We start from the raw sequence: 19,768 nt of genomic DNA on the forward strand, positions 1-19,768 counted from the left end.
GGCCGGGAAATGGGGAGGCAGCGGGCCCCCGCACCTGGCTAGCATCCTCATGCATGGCCTTCACCCGTCGCCGCGCAGGCGTCCCCGACAGGCCCGTCCTCGACGGGCTCGAAGACACGTGGTCACGGCGATGGGCCGCGTCGGGCGTATTCGCCTTCGACCGGTCGAAGACGCGGGAGGAGGTCTTCTCCGTCGACACCCCGCCGCCCACCGTCAGCGGCTCGCTCCACGTCGGCCACGTCTTCTCGTACACGCACACCGACGCCGTCGCCCGCTACCAGCGCATGCGCGGCAAGGGAGTCTTCTACCCCATGGGGTGGGACGACAACGGGCTGCCGACCGAGCGCCGCGTCCAGAACCACTTCGGCGTCCGCTGCGACCCCTCCCTCCCGTACGACCCCGGCTTCACCCCGCCGGACCATCCGGGCAAGCGCCAACTTCCCGTCTCCCGGCGGAACTTCATCGAGCTGTGCGAGCGGCTCACCGTCGAGGACGAGAAGGTCTTCGAGCGGCTCTGGCGCAGGCTGGGCCTGTCCGTCGACTGGTCGCACACCTACCAGACCATCGGCGCCGACGCCCGTGCCGCCTCGCAGCTCGCCTTCCTCGACAACCTCGCCCGCGGCGAGGCGTACGTCGCCGAGGCGCCCACGCTGTGGGACGTCACCTTCCGCACGGCGGTCGCCCAGGCCGAGCTGGAGGACAGGGAGCGCCCCGCCGCGTACCACCGGCTCGCCTTCCGTGGCGCGGACGGCCGCCCGGTCGAGATCGAGACGACCCGGCCCGAGCTGCTGCCCGCCTGCGTCGCGCTGGTGGCCCACCCCGACGACGAGCGCTACCGCGAGCTGTTCGGCACCACCGTCCGCACCCCGCTCTTCGGGGTCGAGGTCCCCGTCGTCGCCCACCGCCTCGCGGCGCCCGGCAAGGGCACGGGCGCCGCGATGGTCTGCACGTTCGGCGACACCACCGACATCACCTGGTGGCGTGAGCTGCGGCTCGCCACCCGGCCGGTCATCGGCCGGGACGGCCGCCTCCTCGCCGAACCGCCGAGCGGCGTCGAGACGCCGGACGCCGTCGCCGCGTACGCCCGGCTCGCGGGCGCCACCGCGCACACCGCGCGCGAACGGATCGTGGAGCTGCTGCGCGAGAGCGGCGACCTGCTCGGCGAACCGCGTCCCGGCACGCACGCCGTCAAGTTCTTCGAGAAGGGCGACAAGCCCCTGGAGATCGTCACCACCCGCCAGTGGTACGTCCGCAACGGCGGCCGCGACGCCGGGCTGCGCGACGCACTGCTCGCGCGCGGCGCCGAGGTGGAGTGGCACCCGCCGCACATGCGGGTCCGCTACGAGAACTGGGTCGGCGGCCTCAACGGCGACTGGCTGATCAGCCGCCAGCGGTTCTTCGGCGTCCCCGTCCCCGTCTGGTACCCGCTGGACGGCGCCGGACAGCCGGACCACTCCCGCCCCATCGTCCCCGACCGGAACGCCCTGCCCGTCGACCCGAGCGCCGAGACCCCGCCCGGCTACACGGCCGACCGGCGCGGCGAACCGCACGGCTTCACCGGCGACCCCGACGTCATGGACACCTGGGCGACGTCCTCGCTCACCCCGCAGATCGCGGGCAAGTGGCGTACGGACCCCGATCTGTTCGCCCGGGTCTTCCCCATGGACCTGCGCCCGCAGTCCCACGAGATCATCCGCACCTGGCTGTTCTCGACCATCGTGCGCGCCCACACCGGGCACGGCTCGGCGCCGTGGAAGCACGCGGCGATCTCCGGCTGGATACTCGACCCCGACCGCAAGAAGATGTCGAAGTCGCGGGGCAACGTCGTCACCCCCGACGACCTGCTCGTCCGGTACGGGTCCGACGCCGTCCGGTACTGGGCGGCGAGCGGGCGGCCCGGCACGGACACGGCGTTCGACGCCGGGCAGATGAGGATCGGGCGGCGCCTGGCCACGAAGCTGCTCAACGTCGGCAAGTTCGTCCTGGGCCTGGGCGGGGCCGAAGCGGACGCCGCGGCCGGCGGCACGGCGGGCGGAATCGAGGCCGCCGCCGTCACCGAGCCGCTGGACCGGGCGCTGCTCGCCGCGCTCGCCACGGCCGTCGACGAGGCCACCGCCGCCTTCGACGCCTTCGACTACGCGCGCGCCCTCGACCGTACGGAACAGCTCTTCTGGCGCTTCTGCGACGACTACGTGGAGCTGGTCAAGGCCAGGGCGTACGGCGACCACGGCGACACCGCGGCCACCCGGTCGGCGCGGGCCGCCCTGCGCACGGCGCTCGACGTCCTGCTGCGGCTCTTCGCACCGGTCCTGCCGTTCGTCACCGAGGAGGTCTGGTCCTGGTGGCGCGACGGGTCCGTGCACCGCGCCGCCTGGCCGAGCGCCGACGAGCTGCGCCGGTACGCGGGCGACGAGGCGCTGCTCGGCACGGCGTCGGAGGCCGTCGCGGCCGTCCGGGGCGCCAAGTCGCGGGCGAAGCTGTCCATGCGGGCCGAGGTCGCGCGGGCCACGGTCTCGGCGCCTCGCGCGGTCCTCGACCGGTTCGCGCTGGCCGAGGGCGACGTGCGGGCGGCGGGCCGCATCGCGGCGGTGGAGCTGCGGGAGGAGCAGGGGCCGCTGCGGCTGGACGCCGTTTTCCAGCGGGACGGTGCGCCGTGAGGGGCTGGCGGGACACGTGTGGCCGGAAGGTAGGGCCCGGCGGGGATCACGAAGACCTGGGAGGGCCTCGCGAAGACCATGTTCACCACCGCGGACAACCACGTCCCGCAGATCCACTGCCAGCTGCCCGAGCCGCTCCTGAGCCTGGTCGTGGCGACGGCCCCGACCGTCGACACCGCCCTCAAGCGGGACTCCCGCGGCTTCGGGTGACCGGGCCGCGGGCCCTCAGGAGCGCGTCAGGCCCAGCGTGGCCGGCTCCACGGCCTGGCCCGGGATCGCCGGCAGGTACTCCGGCGCGGGGACACCGGCGGCGGCGCGGGGCGAGCGCGTGAGGACGAGCACCCCGTAAGCGGCGACCGCGGCGCCCGCCACCGCGAGGAGGATGCCCACGACGCCGCCCCGGAGGCGTTCGCCGAGCAGCGCCACGCCGATGACCGAGGCCGCGACCGGGTTGGAGAGCGTCACCACGGCGAGCGGGGCGCCGAGGCCGCCGCGGTAGGCGGTCTGCGAGAGCAGCAGACCGCCGGCGGCGAAGGCGGCCACGAGCAGCGCCACGACGACGACCTGCGGGGTGAGCAGCGGCCCCGAGCGGTCGGTGACGGCGACCGTGACGGTCTGCGTGAGCGCCGACGCGACGCCGGACGCGAAGCCCGACGCGGTCGCGTGCCGCAGCCCCGGCCGGGTGCCGGGCCGCGAGAGCACCCCGATGACGACCATGGTCCCCGCGGCCACCACCAGCGCCTCGGGCACGGTCAGGGTGTCGTCGGGGGCGGGCCCCGAAGCGGTCAGGAGCAGCGCGCCGAGGCCGATGAGCGTGAGACCGGTGCCGCGCCACTCCAGGCGCGTGACCCGGCGCCCCGCGAGGCGCGCGCCGAGCGGCACGGCCGCGACGAGGGTGAGCGCCCCGAGGGGCTGGACCAGCGTGAGCGGACCGTACTTCAGGGCGGCCACGTGCAGCAGCGCGGCGGCGGCGTTGAGCCCGACCGACGACCACCAGACGCCGTCGGCGAGCATCCGCAGGGCCCCGCTCTCGCCCTCGGTGACCCGGGCGGCGAGGCGTTCCTGGGCCACGGCCGCCGCCGCGTACGCGGCGGCCGAGACGAGGGAGAGCGCGACGGCGAGGAGCGTGGCGTTCACCGTCCGGCCCCCGTGGCGGCCAGCTCGGGCACGTCGGCCCGGCCGGGCGGTGCGGCGGCGGGCTCGTGCGCCGTACCGGGGGAGTGGGCCACGACCAGGGACCGGCGCGGGCGCGGCAGGCGGATCACCGCGAGCGCGACGCCCAGCAGGGCGGTCGCCACGAGCGCGTCGAGCCAGTAGTGGTTCGCCGTGCCGACGATCACGAGCAGGGTCAGCAGGGGGTGCAGCAGCCACAGCCAGCGCCACCGCGTCGAGGTGGCCACGATCATGCCGATCGCCACCATCAGGGCCCAGCCGAAGTGCAGCGAGGGCATGGCCGCGAACTGGTTGGCCATGGTGTCCGTCGCGGGCCTGGCGGCGTACACCGAGGGCCCGTACACCTGCGCCGTGTCCACGAGGCGGGCGGCGTCCAGCATCCGCGGCGGCGCCAGCGGGAAGCCCAGGTGCAGCACGAGCGCCGCCGCGGTCAGGGCGGCGAGCACCCGGCGGGCCCAGACGTAGTGCCGGGGGCGGCGCGCGTAGAGCCAGACCAGGAAGAGCAGGGTCGCGGGGAAGTGCACGGTCGCGTAGTAGGTGTTCGCGACGTGGATCAGCGGTTCGCCGTGCAGCAGGAGGTCCTGCACGGCGCCCTCGCCGGGCAGGCGCAGGGTCCGCTCGGCGTCCCACACGTGGTGCGCGTTGCGGAAGGCCTCGCCGGTGTGTCCGTTGGCGAGCTGCCTGCCGAACTTGTAGACGAGGAAGAGTCCTATGACGAGGAGGAGCTCGCGGACGAGGGGCGGTCGGGCAGAGATGTCCGGCTCCCGGACGCGTGAGTCCGGCTCCCGTTCGGCAGGCTCGGTGCGGGATTTCATCCCCCGGCCCCTTTACGTGACGACTGGGTGGTGCGGTGCTGAGCGGGGGATCGCCCCACTCATCGATACGCCAGTGTACCGATACGGAGGCGTACCGGTACACTGGCGTATCGACAGGGGCCGATGGCACCGGTTCGGCCGCCGTACCGAGGAGAAGAGTCATGACGTCGACGTCGAGCCGCTCGAAGATCACGCCGGAGCGTGAGCAGGAGTTCTACGACGCCGTCCTCGACCAGCTCCGCCAGTGCGGGTACGAGTCCCTGACCATGGAGGGCGTGGCCGCGACCACCCGGTGCAGCAAGTCCACGCTCTACCGGCAGTGGAAGACCAAGCCGCAGTTCGTGGCGGCGGCGCTGCGGGCCAACCGCTGCGTGCGCTTCGCGCACATCGACACCGGCAGCCTCGCCGGGGACCTGCGGGCCGCGGCCCGGGCCGCGGGCGAGCAGTCGGGGCGGGACACCATGCTGGTCCAGGCGCTCAGCCACGCGGTCCTCCAGGACGTCGACCTGCAGCGGGCGCTGCGTGAGACGCTGGTGGAGCCGGAGCTGCAGGCCATGGAGGCGATCATCCGGCGGGGCGTCGAGCGCGGCGAGATCGCGGCGGGGCACCCGGCGGTGGAGTTCCTCACGGTGCAGCTCTTCGGCGTGCTGCGGGCCAGACCGGTCATCGAGGGCGAACACGCCGACGAGGAGTATCTGACCCGCTTCGTCGAGACCTGCGTGCTGCCCGCGCTCGGCCTCACCTGAGATCGTGGGCCCGGGTCCGCCGGATGACGTGACCCGGGTCTGCCCGCGCCGCACCGTGGGGACGGGGGCGGCGCGCACCCCCGGGCCGGACGGGGTTCCTCCTGAGCGGCGAGGAACCCCGCCGGCCCGCTGGTCCGGCGGCCCGTGGGCGGTGCTTGGGGGCACCGCCCGGGCGCCGGCCCAGAAGTCCGGACGGCCGTCAGGCCGGGTCAGACGTCCTGGCCCGTGCCGCCTCCGCCGCCGGCGGGCCCGGCCTTGATGCCCTTGGCGATCGTGTCCATCGCCGACACGGACGGGGCCTTGTCGTTCACGTCGATGCCCATGCGCACGACGACGATCTTGTCCTTGTCGGCGGGCGAGGGGAAGGCCAGCGACTCGACGTACCCGTCGTCGCTCTTCTCCGTGACGGCCTTCCAGCGGACGTGGTAGCCCTTCTGCCCGGCGACGGTGATCGCCTTGGAGGCCAGCACCTTGTGCGAGGTGATCCGGCCGTAGGTCTTGCCGCCGTACCCCTCCTTCGCGTTCCGGGCGATGTCCTGCTTCGCGGCCTCCTCGGGCGTCTCCGCGTCGAGCTTCAGCTCCTCGGCGGACTGGGAGAACGCGCTGCCGCGGGTGCACTGCTCGCCGCTGTTGCCCGGACACGGGATGGGGTCCGTCTGTACCCCGGCCCCCTTCAGCGTGGTGCCGCCCTTCCAGCCGTCGGGGATCGGGATCTTGATGCCGTTGACCGGGTCGGTCGCGAAGCCCGCCTCCTGCCCGGGCGCCCGCGGTGCCCGCGGTTCCTCGGACCCGGGCGACCGGGGCGCGTCGGGGGCCTCCGAGTTCCCCGGCGCCCGCGGGGCCCCGGACGACGCCTCGTCGGAAGCGGAGCCGCCGTCGCCGTCGTCGTCGGAGGTGAGGGCGTACACGCCGCCGCCGATGCCGGCGAGTACGACGAGCACGGCGCCCGTGGCGATCGCGACGCGCAGGCCGCGCCGCCGCGGCGCCGGAGGCTGTGCCGGATACGGCGGGAAGGCGGTCGTGGCCGGCTGCGTGTACGCGCCGCCGGCGGCGCGCACCTGATCCGTCCAGGCGTTCCCGTCCCACCAGCGCTCGGTGGGAGGGGCGCCGGCGGCCTGGCCGGGATCGGGGTACCAGCCGGGGGGAGTCATCTGCGTCATGGGCGCCAGAGTATGAGCCCACCGTGAAAGCGGGATGAGAGGGGCGGTCCTCAGTGGCCCCGTCCCGCACGGACCCCCACAGGACCCCCACCGACCTCGGCCGGTCGGGCACTTCCGCGGTCATTTCTCCGGTCTCCGGCGAAAGGGTCGGCCCGCGGGAGGCTTCGTGAGGGGGCGGGAGGGGCGCCGCCCTACCGGCGCCCGCCGCCGCTCCCCGTCCCGTCGATGACCAGGCGCACCGGCCCCTCGCTCTCCTGGACGGGTTCCGGCCACGTCGTCCCCCGGCGGCCGGGAGTGATCGAACCGAGCACGCTGGCGTGCCGTGCCCCCGTGCTCGCCGGGTCGGTGCCGGGCAGGCCGTGCAGGGTCAGGAAGCCGAGGACCGCGAAGGCGTACGCCTCCTTCGCCGCGGACGGCAGGCCCAGCTCGTCGGAGGTGCGCAGCGCGGCGGCGCCGCCCAACTCCGCCCGCAGCGCGGCCATCAGAGCCGGGTTGCGCGTACCGCCGCCGGAGGCGATGACCTCCGTGGCGCGCACCGAGCGGACCGCGTCGGCGACCGTGCGGGCGGTGAGGCGGGTCAGCGTGGCGACGACGTCCTCTAGGGGCAGTGTCCCGAACCCCCGCAGCGCCGCATGGAGATAGGGCAGGTGGAAGAGTTCCTTGCCGGTCGTCTTCGGCGCGGGCAGCGCGTAGTACGGCTCGGCGAGCAGCCGGGCGAGCAGCGGCTCGTGGACGGTGCCGCGGGCGGCGATGTCGCCTTCCGCGTCGTAGGCCAGGCGGCCGTCCGTGGCCTCGCTGACCGCCGCGTCGATCAGGGCGTTGGCCGGGCCCGTGTCGAAGGCCGTGCCGTCGGGGGCGGTGATGTTGGCGATGCCGCCGAGGTTCAGCGCGGCGGGGGCGCCGGGCCTGCCGCGCAGCCACATCCGGTCCACGAAGCTGACCAGGGGCGCGCCTTGGCCGCCCGCCGCGATGTCGCGCGGGCGGAAGTCGGCGACCACCGGCAGCCCCGTCGCCTCGGCGATCCACGCGGGCCGGCCGATCTGCAGGGTGCCGTGCACCTGCCCGTCGGCCACCCAGTGGTAGACCGTCTGGCCGTGCGAGGCGACAAGCCCGGCCTGGCCGTCGCACAGCTCGCGGTCCGCCTCGACCGCCGCGGCGGCGAACGCCCGGCCGATCTCCGTGTCGAGCCGGCAGACATCGGCGAGCGTGGTGGCCGCGGGCGGCAGCGCGGCGGCGAGCCGGGAGCGCAGTCCCTCGTCGTAGCCCCTGCTGATCGACCCCAGGGGAGTGAGCGTCAGACGGTCGCCGTCCAGGTGGAGATCGGCGGCTGCCGCGTCGATCGCGTCGTACGAGGTCCCTGACATGAGCCCGATCACGCGCACGTGGGGCCTCCTTCCCGGTCGGCTCACCCGTGCGCTTGATCATCGCATCCCGTGGCCCGCGGGTGACCCCCCTTACTCGAACACGTCATCGGGCTCCGTGCTCCGCCACTCCGGCCCGGCCTCCGGACGTGCGCTTTTCCCCCCGCGGCGGGCCGGGCACCGCCACCCCGCGCGCTGGGTCACGGGGGGCGCGGACCCGGTACGGCGGGCTCATTCCCGCGCGGCGACGACCCGCCCCCGCCACCACCCCGGGTCCCCGAAGGCGCTCCGCAGCACCCGCGCCCTGGTCAGCCACAGGGAGAGGTCGAACTCCGCGGTGTACCCGATCGCCCCGTGCAGCTGGAGTGCCGCGCGCGCCGCCCCGTACGCCGCGTCGGCCGTCGCCACCTTGGCCGCCGCGACGTCCCCCGGAGCCATGGTCAGCGCGGCCCCGAACACCAGCGGCCGGGCGAACTCCAGGGCCACGAGGACATCCGCGAGGCGGTGCTTGACCGCCTGGAACGCCCCGATCGGCGCGCCGAACTGGGTGCGCCGTCCCACGTACGCCACGGTGCGGTCGAGCAGCGCGAGTCCGACGCCGAGGCTCTGCGCGGCCGTCGCGAGCGCCGCCCAGTCCGTCGCGTGCCGGGCGGCCTCGGCCACCGCCGGGCCCGTGGCGAGCGGCTCACCGCCGGGCAGGGGCGCGGCCAGACGCCGCGCGGGGTCGAGCGACCGGCGCACGCGCGCGTGGCCGGGCGCACGGCGCAGCCCGCCCTCGTCCACCGCCAGGATGAGGTCCGCCGCCTGCGGGTCCACGGCGTACGGGCCGCCGTCGGGGAGCGTCAGCGTGGCGCTCGACCTGCCCGAGGCGAGCGCGGGAAGGAACCGCTCGGCCGGTGCGGGATCGCCCAGCGCGGCCAGGCGGGAGAGCAGCGCCGCCGCGGCCACCGTCTCGACGGCCGGGCCCGGCACGGCGTGCCTGCCGAGCTCCACGAAGGCGACGGCCGTCTCGGCGGGCAGCGGGCCGAACCCCTCGTACTCCCGGGGAACCGCCAGCGCGAACACCCCGGCGTCCGCGAGCCGCTGCCACACGGCCCGGCCGGGGGCATGGTCGCCCGAGCCCCACGCGCGCGTGGCGGCCACGGTGTCGGCCGCCGTCAGCATCGCGTCCAGCGAGCGCGCGAACTCCCGCTGCGCGGCGTCGAGAAGGAACCGCATCAGCGTCGCCCCTTCGGCAGCCCGAGCAGCCGCTCGGCGATGATGTCGCGCTGGATCTCGTTGGTCCCGGCGTAGATGGTCCCGGCGAGCGAGAAGACGTACCCCTCGGCCCAGTCGTACGGACAGCGGGCCGCGCCGTCGTCGGCTCTCCCGGCCCCGTCGGCCAGTTCCCCCTCCGCCCCCAGGAGGTCGAGCGCCGTCTCGTGCGTGGCGATGTCGTGCTCCGACCAGAACACCTTGTTCAGGCTGGACTCGGCGCCGAGCGTCTCCCCGGCCGCGAGGCGCGACGCGCTCGCCCAGGTGAAGAGTTCGTACGCCCGCGCCCCGATGACGGCGTCGGCGACCCGGTCGCGCAGGGCCGTGTCCGTCGGGTCGCCCCGCGCCCGCCACTCTCGCGCGAGGCGGTCGGCCGTGGCGAGGAAGCGGCCGGGGGAGCGCAGGGTCAGACCGCGTTCGCTGCCCGTGGTCGACATGGCGATGCGCCAGCCCTGGCCCGGCTCGCCGATGACGTCCTCGTCGGGCACGAAGACGTCGTCGAGGAAGATCTCGGCGAAGGCGGGCCTGCCGTCGAGACGCCGCACGGGACGGACCGTCACCCCGTCCGCGCGGAGAGGGAACATCAGGTACACCAGCCCCTGGTGCCTGGCCCCGGTCCTGGCCTCGGCCCCGGTCCTGGCCTCGGTCCCGGCGGCCTCGGTCCCGGGCGGCTCGCAGCGGAAGAGGCCGAACGCGCGGTCGGCGAAGGCGGCCCGTGACGACCACGCCTTCTGCCCGCCGAGCAGCCAGCCGCCCTCCGTCCGCCGCGCGGTGGACCGCAACGACGCCAGGTCCGAGCCCGCCTCCGGCTCCGACCACGCCTGCGCCCAGATCACCTCGCCGGTGGCCATGGCGGGCAGCACCCGGGCGCGCTGCTCGGCGGTGCCGTGGTCGAAGAGGGTCGGCGCGAGCAGGCTGATGCCGTTCTGCGAGACCCGGCCCGGCGCTCCCGCCGCGTGGTACTCCTCCTCGAACAGCAGCCACTCGACGAGGCCGGCGCCCTGCCCGCCGAACTCCTCGGGCCAGGAGACCACCGACCAGCGGTCCGCCGCCAGCTCGCGCTCCCACTCCCGGTGGGCCGCGAAGCCCTTCTCCGTCTCCAGGGACGGCAGCGGGGCCGCCGGCACGTGCGCGGCCAGCCAGGCGCGCGCCCGCCGTGCGAACTCGCGCTCCCGCGCGGTGAAGTCGAGATCCATCGGCGGTCCGCCCCCTGTCTCCCGGCGCAGGCGACTTCCCTGCCCCCCTGCTTCCCTAACAAGTGTTTGGTAGATTACCCTGGGTGGCGTCGAGGAGTCGAGAGCGAGGAGTCCGGAGCCCGATGGCCGTTCCGCACGGCCGCGGCCCCGGACGGGAGGGCAGCCCATGGACGCATCCGCTCGGCCGCCGGACACGCCCGTCTGCCCGCCGGGCCACGACCTGCTCGTGGGGCGCACCGCCGTGGTGACGGCCGCCGCGGGGGCCGGCATCGGAGGCGCCACCGCCCGCCGCTTCCTCGAAGAGGGCGCCCGCGTCGTGATCGGCGACGCCCACCCGCGCCGCACCAAGGAGACGGTGGCGGCGCTCGCCGACGAGTTCGGCGCGGACCGCGTGGCCGGCATCCCGTGCGACGTGACCGAAGAAGCACAGGTGCAGGGCCTGTTCGACCTGGCGGAGGCGCGCCACGACCGCCTGGACATCGTGGTGAACAACGCGGGCCTCGGCGGCACCGCACAGCTCACGGAGATGACCGACGAGCAGTGGGACAAGGTCATCGACGTGACGCTGACCGGCACGTTCCGCTGCACTCGCACGGCCCTGCGCCGCCTGCGGGCGACCGCGCGCGGCGGCGTCATCGTGAACAACGCCTCGGTGCTCGGCTGGCGCGCCCAGGCCGGCCAGGCCCACTACGCCGCCGCCAAGGCGGGCGTCATGGCCCTCACCCGCTGCGCCGCGGTCGAGGCGGCCCCGCACGGCATCCGCGTCAACGCGGTCGCGCCGAGCCTCGCCATGCACCCCCACCTCGCGAAGGTCACCCCGCCCGGGCTCCTCGAAGAGCTGACGGCCCGCGAGGCCTTCGGGCGGCACGCGGAGCCGTGGGAGATCGCCAACGTCATCGTCTTCCTGGCCGGGGGCTACTCCTCGTACATGACGGGGGAGACGGTCTCGGTCAGCAGTCAGCACGCGTAGGCGGAGAATGGGCACGTGTCGAAACCGAAACAGCGCACCAGCACACCGTCGCGGAGCACCGGCGCCCCGCGGCAGAGCCCCTCGCCCGAGCGGCGCCACGAACTGCTCGGCATCGCCGCCGACGTCTTCGCCGAGCAGGGGTACGACGCCACCACGGTCCGCAAGATCGCCGACGCCGCGGGCATGCTCGCCGGCAGCCTCTACTACCACTTCGACTCCAAGGAGTCGATGCTCGAAGAGATCCTGCGCACCTTCCTCACCGAGCTGTGGGACGGGTACGACACCGTGCTCAGGGCCGAGCTGGACCCCAGGGCCACGCTGGAGGCCCTGGTCACCGAGTCCTTCAGGGAGATCGACCGGCACCGCGCCGCCGTCGCGATCTACCAGAAGGAGGCCAGGCACCTCGTCGCGCAGGAGCGCTTCCAGTACCTGTCCGACTCCCAGCAGCGCTTCGAGAAGGCGTGGCTGACGACACTGGAGCGCGGCGTCGCCGAAGGCGTCTTCCGCGACGACCTGGACACCCGCCTCGCCTACCGCTTCGTGCGCGACACCGTCTGGGTCGCCGCGTCCTGGTACCGCCCCGGCGGAGGCCACAGCCCCGAGGAGATCGCCCGCCAGTACCTGTCGATGGTCCTGGACGGCATCTCCGTACGCACCTGAGCGACGCGCCGGAGTGCGGCGCGTCCTACGACCGACGCGTTCCACGACCGAGGAGAGCACGCCATGGCCGAGGCCTACATCGTCGAAGCGGTCCGCACGCCCGTCGGCAGGCGCGGGAAGGGGCTCTCCGGGGTCCACCCCGCCGACCTCGGCGCCCATGTCCTGACGGCGCTCGTCGAGCGCTCCGGCGTCGACCCTGCGGCCGTCGAGGACGTCGTCTTCGGCTGCCTGGACACCGTCGGCCCGCAGGCCGGTGACATCGCCCGCACCAGCTGGCTGGCCGCCGGGCTGCCGGAGGAGGTGCCCGGCGTGACGGTCGACCGGCAGTGCGGATCGTCCCAGCAGGCCGTGCACTTCGCCGCGCAGGGCGTCCTCTCCGGCACCCAGGACCTCGTCGTGGCCGGCGGCACGCAGAACATGTCGATGATCCCCATCGCCTTCGCGTCCCGCGCCGCCGCCGCACCCCTCGGCCTCACCGAGGGCCCCTACGCGGGCAGCGAGGGCTGGCGGGCCCGCTACGGCGACCGGCCCGTGGACCAGTTCCACGGCGCCCAGCTCATCGCCGCCAAGTGGGGCATATCCCGCCGCGCCATGGAGGAGTTCGCGCTCCGCTCCCACCAGCGGGCCGTCCGCGCCATCGACGAGGGCCGCTTCGCGCGCGAACTGGTCGCGTTCGGCGACGTCACCACCGACGAGGGCCCGCGCAGGGACACCACCGCGGAGAAGATGGCGGGCCTCGCGCCCGTCCTGGCCGACGGCACCATCACCGCCGCCTGCTCCTCGCAGATCTCCGACGGCGCCGCGGCGATGCTCCTCGCCAGTGAACGGGCGGTGCGGGAACACGGGTTGACGCCGCGCGCCCGTGTGCACCACCTCTCCGTGCGCGGCGAGGACCCCATCCGGATGCTCTCCGCGCCGATCCCCGCCACCGCGTACGCCCTGAAGAAGACCGGCATGAGCATCGCCGACATCGACCTGGTCGAGATCAACGAGGCGTTCGCGCCGGTCGTCATCGCCTGGCTGAAGGAGACGGGGGCCGACCCCGAGAAGGTCAACGTCAACGGCGGCGCGATCGCCCTCGGCCACCCCCTCGGCGCGACCGGCGCCCGGCTGATGACGACGCTCCTGCACGAACTGGAGCGCACCGGCGGCCGGTTCGGCCTCCAGACGATGTGCGAGGGCGGCGGCCAGGCCAACGTGACGATCATCGAACGGCTCTGACACCGGCTCTCCCCCGCGCCTCGCCCACCCCGTGGGAGTACGTGTCGTGACGGCGCTCCACGGCGGCCCCGACCCGGCTAGGCTCGACTCAGTACGTCGATTGAGCGACCCCGGGAGGAAGCGATGACGCAGGGACGGCCCGGAGGAGCCGCCTGGGCCCCGCTGTGGGAGCGCGACGACGAGCTCGCCGCCGCGTCCCGCGCCCTCGACGAGCTCTGCATGGACTCCACGAGCGCGGGCGGCCTCCTGGCCTTCAGCGGCGAGGCGGGCATAGGCAAGACGGCGCTCCTCGCCGCGGTGCGCCGCATGGCGGAGGGCCGCGCCACCGTCTGGTCGGCGCGCGGCGGCGAGACGGTGACCTCCGTCCCGTTCAACGTCGTACGCCAGCTCCTGCAGCCCGCCCTCGTCGCCCTCTCGCCCGAGCAGGGCCGCGACTACCTCGGCGACTGGTACGACATCGCGGGCCCCGCCCTCGGCCTCACCGAACCGGGCGGGCGGCAGGTCGACCCGCAGGCCGTCTGCGACGGCCTCGTCGAGGCGGTCACGCGGCTCGCCCACTGGAAGTGGCCGCTCGTCCTCATCATCGACGACGCGCACTGGGCCGACCAGGAGACGCTCCAGTGGCTCGCCGCGTTCGTCCGCCGCCTCGACGAACTGCCCGTGCTCGTCGTGGTCGCCCACCGGCCGGGCGACGCCGCACGCGAGAGCGCCCGCCACATCGCCTCCGTCGACGCGAGGGCCCGCACCTTCAGCACCCTGCGCGCGCTCAGCCCCGAGGCCGCCGCGGGACTGACCCGCGCCACCCTCGGCGAGCACGCCGACGCCCCTTTCTGCCGCGAGGTGTGGGCGGTCACCGGCGGCAACCCGTACGAATCGGTGGAGCTCCTCGCCAAGGTGCAGGACAGCGAACTCGAACCGGTCGAGAGCTCCGCGGACGGCCTGCGCGCCCTCAACCGCACCGCCAAGGGCAACGGCCTGGTGGCCCGCCTGGCGAGCCTCGGCCCCGACGCCAACCGCTTCGCCTGGGCGGCGGCCGTCCTCGGCACGGACATCTCCCTCGACCTGGCCGCCCGGCTCGCCGGAATGCCCCGCGGCAAGGCGGAGGACTGCGCGGACCGGCTCTGCGCCGCGCGCATCCTGCTGCGCGACGCCGAAAGCCTGGAGTTCGTCCACCCGCAGATCGCGAGCACGGTCTACCGCTCGATCTCCGGGGCCACGCGCACCGCCCTGCACGGCAGGGCCGCCTCCGTCGTCACCCAGTCCGGGCTCGGCGCCGCCGCGGCCTCCCGGCACCTGCTCGAAGTCCACCCCGACGACGACCCCGAACTGGTCGAGCAGATGCGCCAGGCCGCCGCCGAACACCTCGCGGTGGGCGCGCCCGACGCCGCCCGGCGCTGCCTCGAACGGGCCCTGCGGGAACCACCGCTGCCCGAGATCCACGCGCGCGTGCTCTACGAACTGGGCTGCGCCACCCTGCTGACCTCACCCGCCACCACCATCGCCCATCTGCGCGAGGCGCTCTCCATGCGCGGGCTCGACCAGGACCTGCGCGTCGACGCGGTCTGCCGCCTCTCCCAGGCGCTCGTCCACAACGACCAGCTGGAGGAGGGCCTGCGGGCCATCGCCGAAGAGGCGGGCCGGCTGGCCCCCGGCCCCGCGCGGCTGCGGCTCCAGGCCGTGCACTACATGTGGGAGGGCATCCACGCGGGCGAGGAGGACTCGCCGGGGCGTTCGCGGCGGCTCGCCACCCTGGCGGGGCCGCTCACGGGCCGGGACAACTCCGAGCGCGCCCTGCTCATCCTGCGCGCCTTCGACGCCATGACCCGCGGGGAGAACGCGGAGCTGGTCGTCGAGCTCTGCGACCGCGCCCTCGTCAACGGCCGCCTCGCGCCGGGGCTCGGCTGGACCGACACGGAGTGGAGCTTCGAACTCCGCCTGATGCTCGGCGGGTGCTACGCCTTCTCCGACCGGCTCGACCGGGCGGAGAGCCTGTTCACCGAGGCCGTGCGTGCCTACGACCGCGCCGGGTGGAGCGGCGGTCACCTCGCGCTCTCGCACGCCTTCCTCGGCTATGTGCACCGCAGGCGCGGACGGCTCGCCGACGCCGAGCGCTCGCTGCGCGAGGGCCTGCGCCTCGCCGACCGCGTCGGGGAGGGCCTGCCCATGCACTGGGAGGTGGCCAGCATGCTCGTCGACACGCTCCTCGCGCGCGGGCACGTCCAGGAGGCGGGCGCGATCGCCGGCCGGTACGGCTTCGCGCCGCCCTCCGCCTCGACGATCTACGTGCCCGACGCCATGTCGGTGCGGGGCAGACTGCTGCTCGCCCTCGGCCGCACGGAGGAGGGGCTCACCCAACTGGAGGCCACAGGGAAGGCGTTGACCGCGCGCGGCCAGTACAACACCGTGCTCGCCCCGTGGGCGTACGACCTGGCGCGTGCCGTGGCGCCGGAGGACCCCGAGCGGGCGGCGCACCTCGTCTCCGACGCGCGCAAGCAGGCCGAGCGCTTCGGCACGGACACCGCGATCGGTGAGGCCCTGCGGTGTGCGGCGGCCCTGGAGACGGGCCCGCGCGCGGTGGCCCTGTACCGCAAGGCGGCGACCTACCTGGAGTCCTCACCCTCCGCGTACGAACACGCCGTGGCCCGCGTCGAGTACGGCATCGCGGCGGAGTCCGCCCCGGAGCTGGAGCGGGGCCTCACCCTGGCCCGCATCTGCGGCGCGGACGGCCTGGTCGACCGCGCCCTCGACCACTTGTCCCCGGCACGCCACTAGGCCCTGGCGGGGGCGCCTCGGACCAGACCTCGCTTCCGGACCGGCGCGGGTCATGGGCTCGGTCAGGCGGGAGGACCGGCTCCGGCCACCCCCGGTCCAGGGCCGCCGGCGGCTTTTCGCGGGGGCGCCTCGGGGTCGGTCGGGCTGGCGGGCCGGTGTGGGGTGTGGCCTTGGTCGGGCCGGGGGGTTCGGTTCTGGTCGGTCGGGTGTTCGGGTCAGGGGCGGGGGGTGGCTTCGGGTGGGCGGTCCGATGGCCCGGGCACGGCCGGGCACCGGCTTCCGTGCAGTCCGCCCAGGACCCAGTCCGCCTCCCGCATCACCCTCTCCACCAGCTCCGCGCACGAGGGGACGTCGTCGAGCACGCCCGCCACCTGGCCCGAAGCCATCACGCCGAGGTCGGGGCGGCCGTCCACCATCGCGGCTCTGAGCATCATCGGGGCGTTGGCCGCGAGCAGCACCTGGCTCCACGTCAGCTCCCTGCCGTGCCGCATCGCCAGGCCGTCGCGGAGCATCCGGGACCAGCTCATGCCCGAGACCTCGCGGAAGGCCGCCGCGTGGCGCACCGCGCGTACCAGCGAGGCCGCCCTGCCCGACTTCTCCAGGGCCGCCACGAACTCCGTCCGCAGCATGCGGTGCGGGAGGCCGTCCACACGCGTGGTCACCGTGACGTCCTTGACCGACGCCGCCAGATAGCGGGCCTTGACCGCGTCCGGCACCGTCGACTCCGCCGTGAGCAGGAAGCGCGTGCCCATGGCCACCCCCGCCGCCCCGAAGGCGAGCGCGGCGGCCAGGCCGCGGCCGTCGTGGAACCCGCCCGCCGCCACCACCGGTATGTCCACCGCGTCGACCACCTGCGGCAGCAGGACCGTCGTGGCGACCTCACCGGTGTGGCCGCCGCCCTCGCCGCCCTGCACGATCACCGCGTCCGCGCCCCACGCCGCGACCTTCTCGGCATGGTGTCGCGCGCCGACCGAGGGGACCACCACCACCCCGGCGTCCTTCAGCTCGGCGATCAGCTCCCGGGACGGCGCGAGCGCGAAGGACGCGACCCGCACCCCCTCGTCGACGATCACGCGGACGCGGTCCCGCGCGTCTCCCGCGTCGGCCCGCAGATTGACCCCGAAGGGCGCGTCCGTACGGGACTTCACCTCCCGCACCGCCGCGCGCAGCCGCTCGACCGACATGGTCGCGGAGGCGAGGATGCCGAGCACCCCCGCCTCGGCCGCGGCCGAGACCAGGCGCGGCCCCGCGACCCAGCCCATGCCGGTCTGCACGAGGGGGTACCGCACCCCGGCCAGCCGGGTCAGCGGCGTCCCGATGACGGGCGGGTCCGCCGTCACGCCCGCACCTCGCGCTCGCGCAGCCCCCGCGGGTCCACCACGTCGCGGATGAGCCGCAGTTCCCCGGCGGTCGGCTCGCGGGTGCACGGGATGTCGTCGGGCACGGCCAGGGCGAACCCGGTGGCCTCGCGCACCCGGCCGGGCGTCACCCCCGGGTGCAGGGACACGGCCCGCATGCGGTGGTCCGGCGTGGCGAAGTCGAAGACGCCGAGGTCGGAGACGACGCGGCGCAGCTCGTGGAAGCGGGTGGCCGCGGGCCCCGCGGCGGCGGCGCTGTCGTACCCGACGCCGCTGATCATGTCGACCTTCGGCACGAAGACCCGGGGCGAGTGCTTCGGTATCCAGTAGCTCACCGGGTTGTTGACCGTGTTGGCCGGGGCCCCGCGCACCCCGAGCAGCTGCCGCGTGGGCCGCTCCCAGTCGCCGACGCAGGAGATGTTCTGGTTGCCGAAGCGGTCGATCTGGCTCGCCCCCATCATCACGTGGCGCCGGCCGCCCGCCACCATCGTCAGGTGCCTGCGGTACGGCAGCCAGCCCTCCGTCACCCCCGAGGCGTCGCCGACGGCGGGCACGTCACCGATGAGCAGGGCCTCGCCGTCCGTCAGCAGCAGGTCGGGGGAGAAGGTCAGCTTGGCGAGGCGGGCGGCGACGGAGGGGATCGTGCCCATGGCGGCGGCCAGGATCTCGCCGTCGTCCCGCCAGGCGTCGGCGCAGGCGATCACGCAGTACTCCGCGCGGGTCGTCGTCCGCCCGTCCGTCGGGCCGGTGTGCGTCATCGCTGCTCCTTGTGCCATGTCCGGACGGCCGAGTGGTAGTCCCGCTCGGTGCCGGAGAGGAAGCGGTCGCAGAAGGCCCGCCAGCCGCCGGGCTCGGCCGCCGCGGCGGCGTAGGCCCGCTGGAAGGGCTCGTCCCGGCCGTAGTCCGGCGCGCACGACGTGAAGTGCGCGCCCCCGGGTGTCTCGGTCACGCCCGTCACCGCGTGCCGCGAGACCAGCAGCGTCTGCGGCGCCGCGTGCGCGGTCAGCTCGGCGGAGTGGACGATCCGCTCGCACGACACGTACGCGGTGTCGGCGGCCTCGCAGAACAGGTCGTCGACGTACGGGTCGGGGCCGAGGTACTGGCCGTTGCCGAAGCGGTCGGCGCGGTTCATGTGCACCAGGGCCGCGTCCATCCGCAGGGCGGGCACCGCCACCAGCTCCTCCCCGTCCTCGTAGGGCGAAGTGACGGTGCGCAGGCCGGGGTTGACGCGCAGGACGTCGGAGCCGAGGCCCGCGCGGGTCGGCAGGAACGGCAGCCGCTGGGCGCCCGCGGTGAGGCCGTGCAGGAACATCGCCTCGTCCAGCTCGACGAGCGGGAAGGCGCCGCGCTCGCGTGCCGCCCGGAAATGCGGCTCCAGGGGGATCGAGTCGAGGGTGGTGAAGGCCGTGACGAGCTTGCGGACGCGGCCGGCGGCGGCGAGCAGGCCGACGTCCGGGCCGCCGTACGACACGAGGGTCAGGTCCGTGACGTCGGACCGCAGCAGGGCCCGCACCAGGGCCATCGGCTTGCGGCGCGAGCCCCAGCCGCCGATGCCGAGGGTCATCCCGCTCTCCAGGCGCCCCACGACCTCGTCGGGCGTCATGACCTTGCCCGCGCGGGCCGTCACGCCCGCCACGCCCGCCCCGGTCGTCGTCCCGTCGTCGCTCATGCCCCGCCTTCCCCTCGCGTGCCGAAGTCGTCGCGGATGCGGTCGGCCAGGCCGCTGAGGTTCGCCTCGAAGGTGAATCCCTGCTCGAAGCGGTAGCTGCGGTGCACGTCGACCGGGTCGATGCCGTTGATCGCGGCCTTCGCGAAGCGCAGCAGCGTGCCGTCCTTGCGGGCGATCTCCCTGGCCAGGCCGAGCGCGGCCTCGCGCAGCCCGGCGCGCCCGACGACCCGCCAGACGGAACCGTGCGCGTGCAGTTCGGCGGCGGTCGCCGTGCGCGAGGTGTAGTACAGGGCGCGCATCAGGTGCTGCGGGACGAGGCGGGCCAGGTGCGTGGCCGCGCCGAGCGCTCCCCGGTCCAGCTCGGGCAGGCCGAAGGTGGCGTCCTCGCTCGCCACGATCGCGTCCGCGTTCCCCACGAGGCCGATGCCGCCGCCCAGGCAGAAGCCGTGCACGGCGGCGACGACGGGCACCTCGCACTCGTACACCGCCGAGAACGCCGCGGCGCAGCCGCGGTTGGCGCCGATCAGCGCGCCGTGCCCGCTGTCGCGCCGCATCTCCTTGATGTCCACGCCCGCGCTGAACCCCCGCCCCTCGGCGGCCAGCACGACGCAGCGGGTGGCGGGATCGCGCCCGGCGGCGCGCACGGCGTCGGCCAGGGCGAACCAGCCCCGCACGGGCAGCGCGTTGACGGGCGGGTGGTCGACCGTCACGACGGCCACGCCCTCGTCGGGGACGGAGGTGGAGACAGACATCAGA

General features: G+C 74.8%; 16 protein-coding genes and 1 pseudogene. 7 read left to right on the top strand and 10 right to left on the bottom strand.

What is annotated here, in order from left to right:
* Nucleotides 1-53: 53 nt before the first annotated feature.
* Entirely contained in the window at nt 54-2,657 is a 2,604-nt protein-coding gene (valS, locus tag AB0I16_RS13560; protein WP_363249514.1) for a valine--tRNA ligase, read from the top strand.
* A gap of 45 nt (nt 2,658-2,702) precedes the next feature.
* A pseudogene (locus AB0I16_RS13565) lies at nt 2,703-2,867 on the top strand (scramblase); the annotation flags it as partial.
* A gap of 15 nt (nt 2,868-2,882) precedes the next feature.
* On the opposite strand, the gene AB0I16_RS13570 reads toward AB0I16_RS13565, so the two are convergent.
* Nucleotides 2,883-3,794: a DMT family transporter gene (locus tag AB0I16_RS13570; RefSeq protein ID WP_363249515.1), complete on the bottom strand. Its 912-nt coding sequence runs from the start codon at nt 3,792-3,794 to the stop codon at nt 2,883-2,885.
* Nucleotides 3,791-4,645, bottom strand: a complete 855-nt coding sequence (locus AB0I16_RS13575) for a phosphatase PAP2 family protein (protein ID WP_363249516.1) — start codon at nt 4,643-4,645, stop codon at nt 3,791-3,793. The genes AB0I16_RS13570 and AB0I16_RS13575 overlap by 4 nt, the downstream gene beginning before the upstream one ends.
* A 161-nt stretch (nt 4,646-4,806) precedes the next feature.
* Between AB0I16_RS13575 and AB0I16_RS13580 the strand changes: the two genes are divergently transcribed.
* Nucleotides 4,807-5,391, top strand: a complete 585-nt coding sequence (locus tag AB0I16_RS13580; protein WP_363249517.1) for a TetR/AcrR family transcriptional regulator C-terminal ligand-binding domain-containing protein — start codon at nt 4,807-4,809, stop codon at nt 5,389-5,391.
* 209 nt (nt 5,392-5,600) lie between these two features.
* Here the strand turns inward: AB0I16_RS13580 and AB0I16_RS13585 are convergent, their stop codons facing one another.
* From AB0I16_RS13585 to AB0I16_RS13600, 4 genes are all read right to left on the bottom strand, one after another.
* Nucleotides 5,601-6,551 carry a DUF2510 domain-containing protein gene (locus tag AB0I16_RS13585; RefSeq protein WP_363249518.1) on the bottom strand — a complete coding sequence of 317 codons (951 nt, stop codon included), beginning with the start codon at nt 6,549-6,551 and terminating at the stop codon, nt 5,601-5,603.
* Between the two features lie 191 nt (nt 6,552-6,742).
* Entirely contained in the window at nt 6,743-7,933 is a 1,191-nt protein-coding gene (locus tag AB0I16_RS13590) for an anhydro-N-acetylmuramic acid kinase (RefSeq protein ID WP_363249519.1), read from the bottom strand.
* Between the two features lie 210 nt (nt 7,934-8,143).
* Entirely contained in the window at nt 8,144-9,130 is a 987-nt protein-coding gene (locus AB0I16_RS13595) for an acyl-CoA dehydrogenase family protein (RefSeq protein WP_363249520.1), read from the bottom strand.
* Entirely contained in the window at nt 9,130-10,362 is a 1,233-nt protein-coding gene (locus AB0I16_RS13600) for an acyl-CoA dehydrogenase family protein (protein ID WP_363249521.1), read from the bottom strand. Before AB0I16_RS13600 ends, AB0I16_RS13595 begins: the two co-directional genes overlap by 1 nt.
* Before the next feature lie 166 nt (nt 10,363-10,528).
* On the opposite strand from AB0I16_RS13600, the gene AB0I16_RS13605 reads away from it, so the two are divergent.
* The 4 genes from AB0I16_RS13605 (at nt 10,529) to AB0I16_RS13620 (ending at nt 15,985) form a co-directional block, all read left to right on the top strand.
* Nucleotides 10,529-11,332 carry an SDR family oxidoreductase gene (locus tag AB0I16_RS13605; RefSeq protein WP_363249522.1) on the top strand — a complete coding sequence of 268 codons (804 nt, stop codon included), beginning with the start codon at nt 10,529-10,531 and terminating at the stop codon, nt 11,330-11,332.
* Nucleotides 11,333-11,434: 102 nt separating this feature from the next.
* Nucleotides 11,435-11,992: a TetR/AcrR family transcriptional regulator gene (locus tag AB0I16_RS13610; RefSeq protein ID WP_363249568.1), complete on the top strand. Its 558-nt coding sequence runs from the start codon at nt 11,435-11,437 to the stop codon at nt 11,990-11,992.
* 63 nt (nt 11,993-12,055) lie between these two features.
* Nucleotides 12,056-13,213: an acetyl-CoA C-acetyltransferase gene (locus AB0I16_RS13615; protein ID WP_363249523.1), complete on the top strand. Its 1,158-nt coding sequence runs from the start codon at nt 12,056-12,058 to the stop codon at nt 13,211-13,213.
* Between the two features lie 123 nt (nt 13,214-13,336).
* Nucleotides 13,337-15,985 carry an AAA family ATPase gene (locus tag AB0I16_RS13620; protein WP_363249525.1) on the top strand — a complete coding sequence of 883 codons (2,649 nt, stop codon included), beginning with the start codon at nt 13,337-13,339 and terminating at the stop codon, nt 15,983-15,985.
* 215 nt (nt 15,986-16,200) lie between these two features.
* Here the strand turns inward: AB0I16_RS13620 and AB0I16_RS13625 are convergent, their stop codons facing one another.
* The 4 genes from AB0I16_RS13625 to AB0I16_RS13640 form a co-directional block, all read right to left on the bottom strand.
* Complete coding sequence (locus tag AB0I16_RS13625) at nt 16,201-17,304, bottom strand: nitronate monooxygenase (RefSeq protein ID WP_363249569.1); 1,104 nt, start codon at nt 17,302-17,304, stop codon at nt 16,201-16,203.
* Nucleotides 17,305-17,321: 17 nt separating this feature from the next.
* Complete coding sequence (locus AB0I16_RS13630) at nt 17,322-18,101, bottom strand: CoA-transferase (RefSeq protein ID WP_363249526.1); 780 nt, start codon at nt 18,099-18,101, stop codon at nt 17,322-17,324.
* The gene (locus AB0I16_RS13635) at nt 18,098-18,946 is read right to left on the bottom strand and encodes a CoA-transferase (protein WP_363249570.1); all 849 of its coding nucleotides are present in this window, start codon (nt 18,944-18,946) and stop codon (nt 18,098-18,100) included. The genes AB0I16_RS13630 and AB0I16_RS13635 overlap by 4 nt, the downstream gene beginning before the upstream one ends.
* 62 nt (nt 18,947-19,008) lie before the next feature.
* On the bottom strand, nt 19,009-19,764 hold the full coding sequence (locus tag AB0I16_RS13640) for an enoyl-CoA hydratase family protein (RefSeq protein ID WP_363249527.1): 756 nt from the start codon (nt 19,762-19,764) through the stop codon (nt 19,009-19,011).
* Nucleotides 19,765-19,768: the final 4 nt, after the last annotated feature.

The sequence above is a fragment of the Streptomyces sp. NPDC050703 genome (genome assembly GCF_040654435.1).
Lineage (GTDB): Bacteria > Actinomycetota > Actinomycetes > Streptomycetales > Streptomycetaceae > Streptomyces.

Excerpts from the sequence above, each read along its gene's own strand:
- valS (WP_363249514.1), top strand. The coding sequence starts at position 54 with ATGGCCTTCACCCGTCGCCGCGCAGGCGTCCCCGACAGGCCCGTCCTC.
- AB0I16_RS13575 (WP_363249516.1), bottom strand. The coding sequence starts at position 4,645 with ATGAAATCCCGCACCGAGCCTGCCGAACGGGAGCCGGACTCACGCGTC.
- AB0I16_RS13580 (WP_363249517.1), top strand. The coding sequence starts at position 4,807 with ATGACGTCGACGTCGAGCCGCTCGAAGATCACGCCGGAGCGTGAGCAG.
- AB0I16_RS13585 (WP_363249518.1), bottom strand. The coding sequence starts at position 6,551 with ATGACGCAGATGACTCCCCCCGGCTGGTACCCCGATCCCGGCCAGGCC.
- AB0I16_RS13595 (WP_363249520.1), bottom strand. The coding sequence starts at position 9,130 with ATGCGGTTCCTTCTCGACGCCGCGCAGCGGGAGTTCGCGCGCTCGCTG.
- AB0I16_RS13600 (WP_363249521.1), bottom strand. The coding sequence starts at position 10,362 with ATGGATCTCGACTTCACCGCGCGGGAGCGCGAGTTCGCACGGCGGGCG.
- AB0I16_RS13605 (WP_363249522.1), top strand. The coding sequence starts at position 10,529 with ATGGACGCATCCGCTCGGCCGCCGGACACGCCCGTCTGCCCGCCGGGC.
- AB0I16_RS13615 (WP_363249523.1), top strand. The coding sequence starts at position 12,056 with ATGGCCGAGGCCTACATCGTCGAAGCGGTCCGCACGCCCGTCGGCAGG.
- AB0I16_RS13620 (WP_363249525.1), top strand. The coding sequence starts at position 13,337 with ATGACGCAGGGACGGCCCGGAGGAGCCGCCTGGGCCCCGCTGTGGGAG.
- AB0I16_RS13630 (WP_363249526.1), bottom strand. The coding sequence starts at position 18,101 with ATGACGCACACCGGCCCGACGGACGGGCGGACGACGACCCGCGCGGAG.
- AB0I16_RS13635 (WP_363249570.1), bottom strand. The coding sequence starts at position 18,946 with ATGACGCCCGACGAGGTCGTGGGGCGCCTGGAGAGCGGGATGACCCTC.
- AB0I16_RS13640 (WP_363249527.1), bottom strand. The coding sequence starts at position 19,764 with ATGTCTGTCTCCACCTCCGTCCCCGACGAGGGCGTGGCCGTCGTGACG.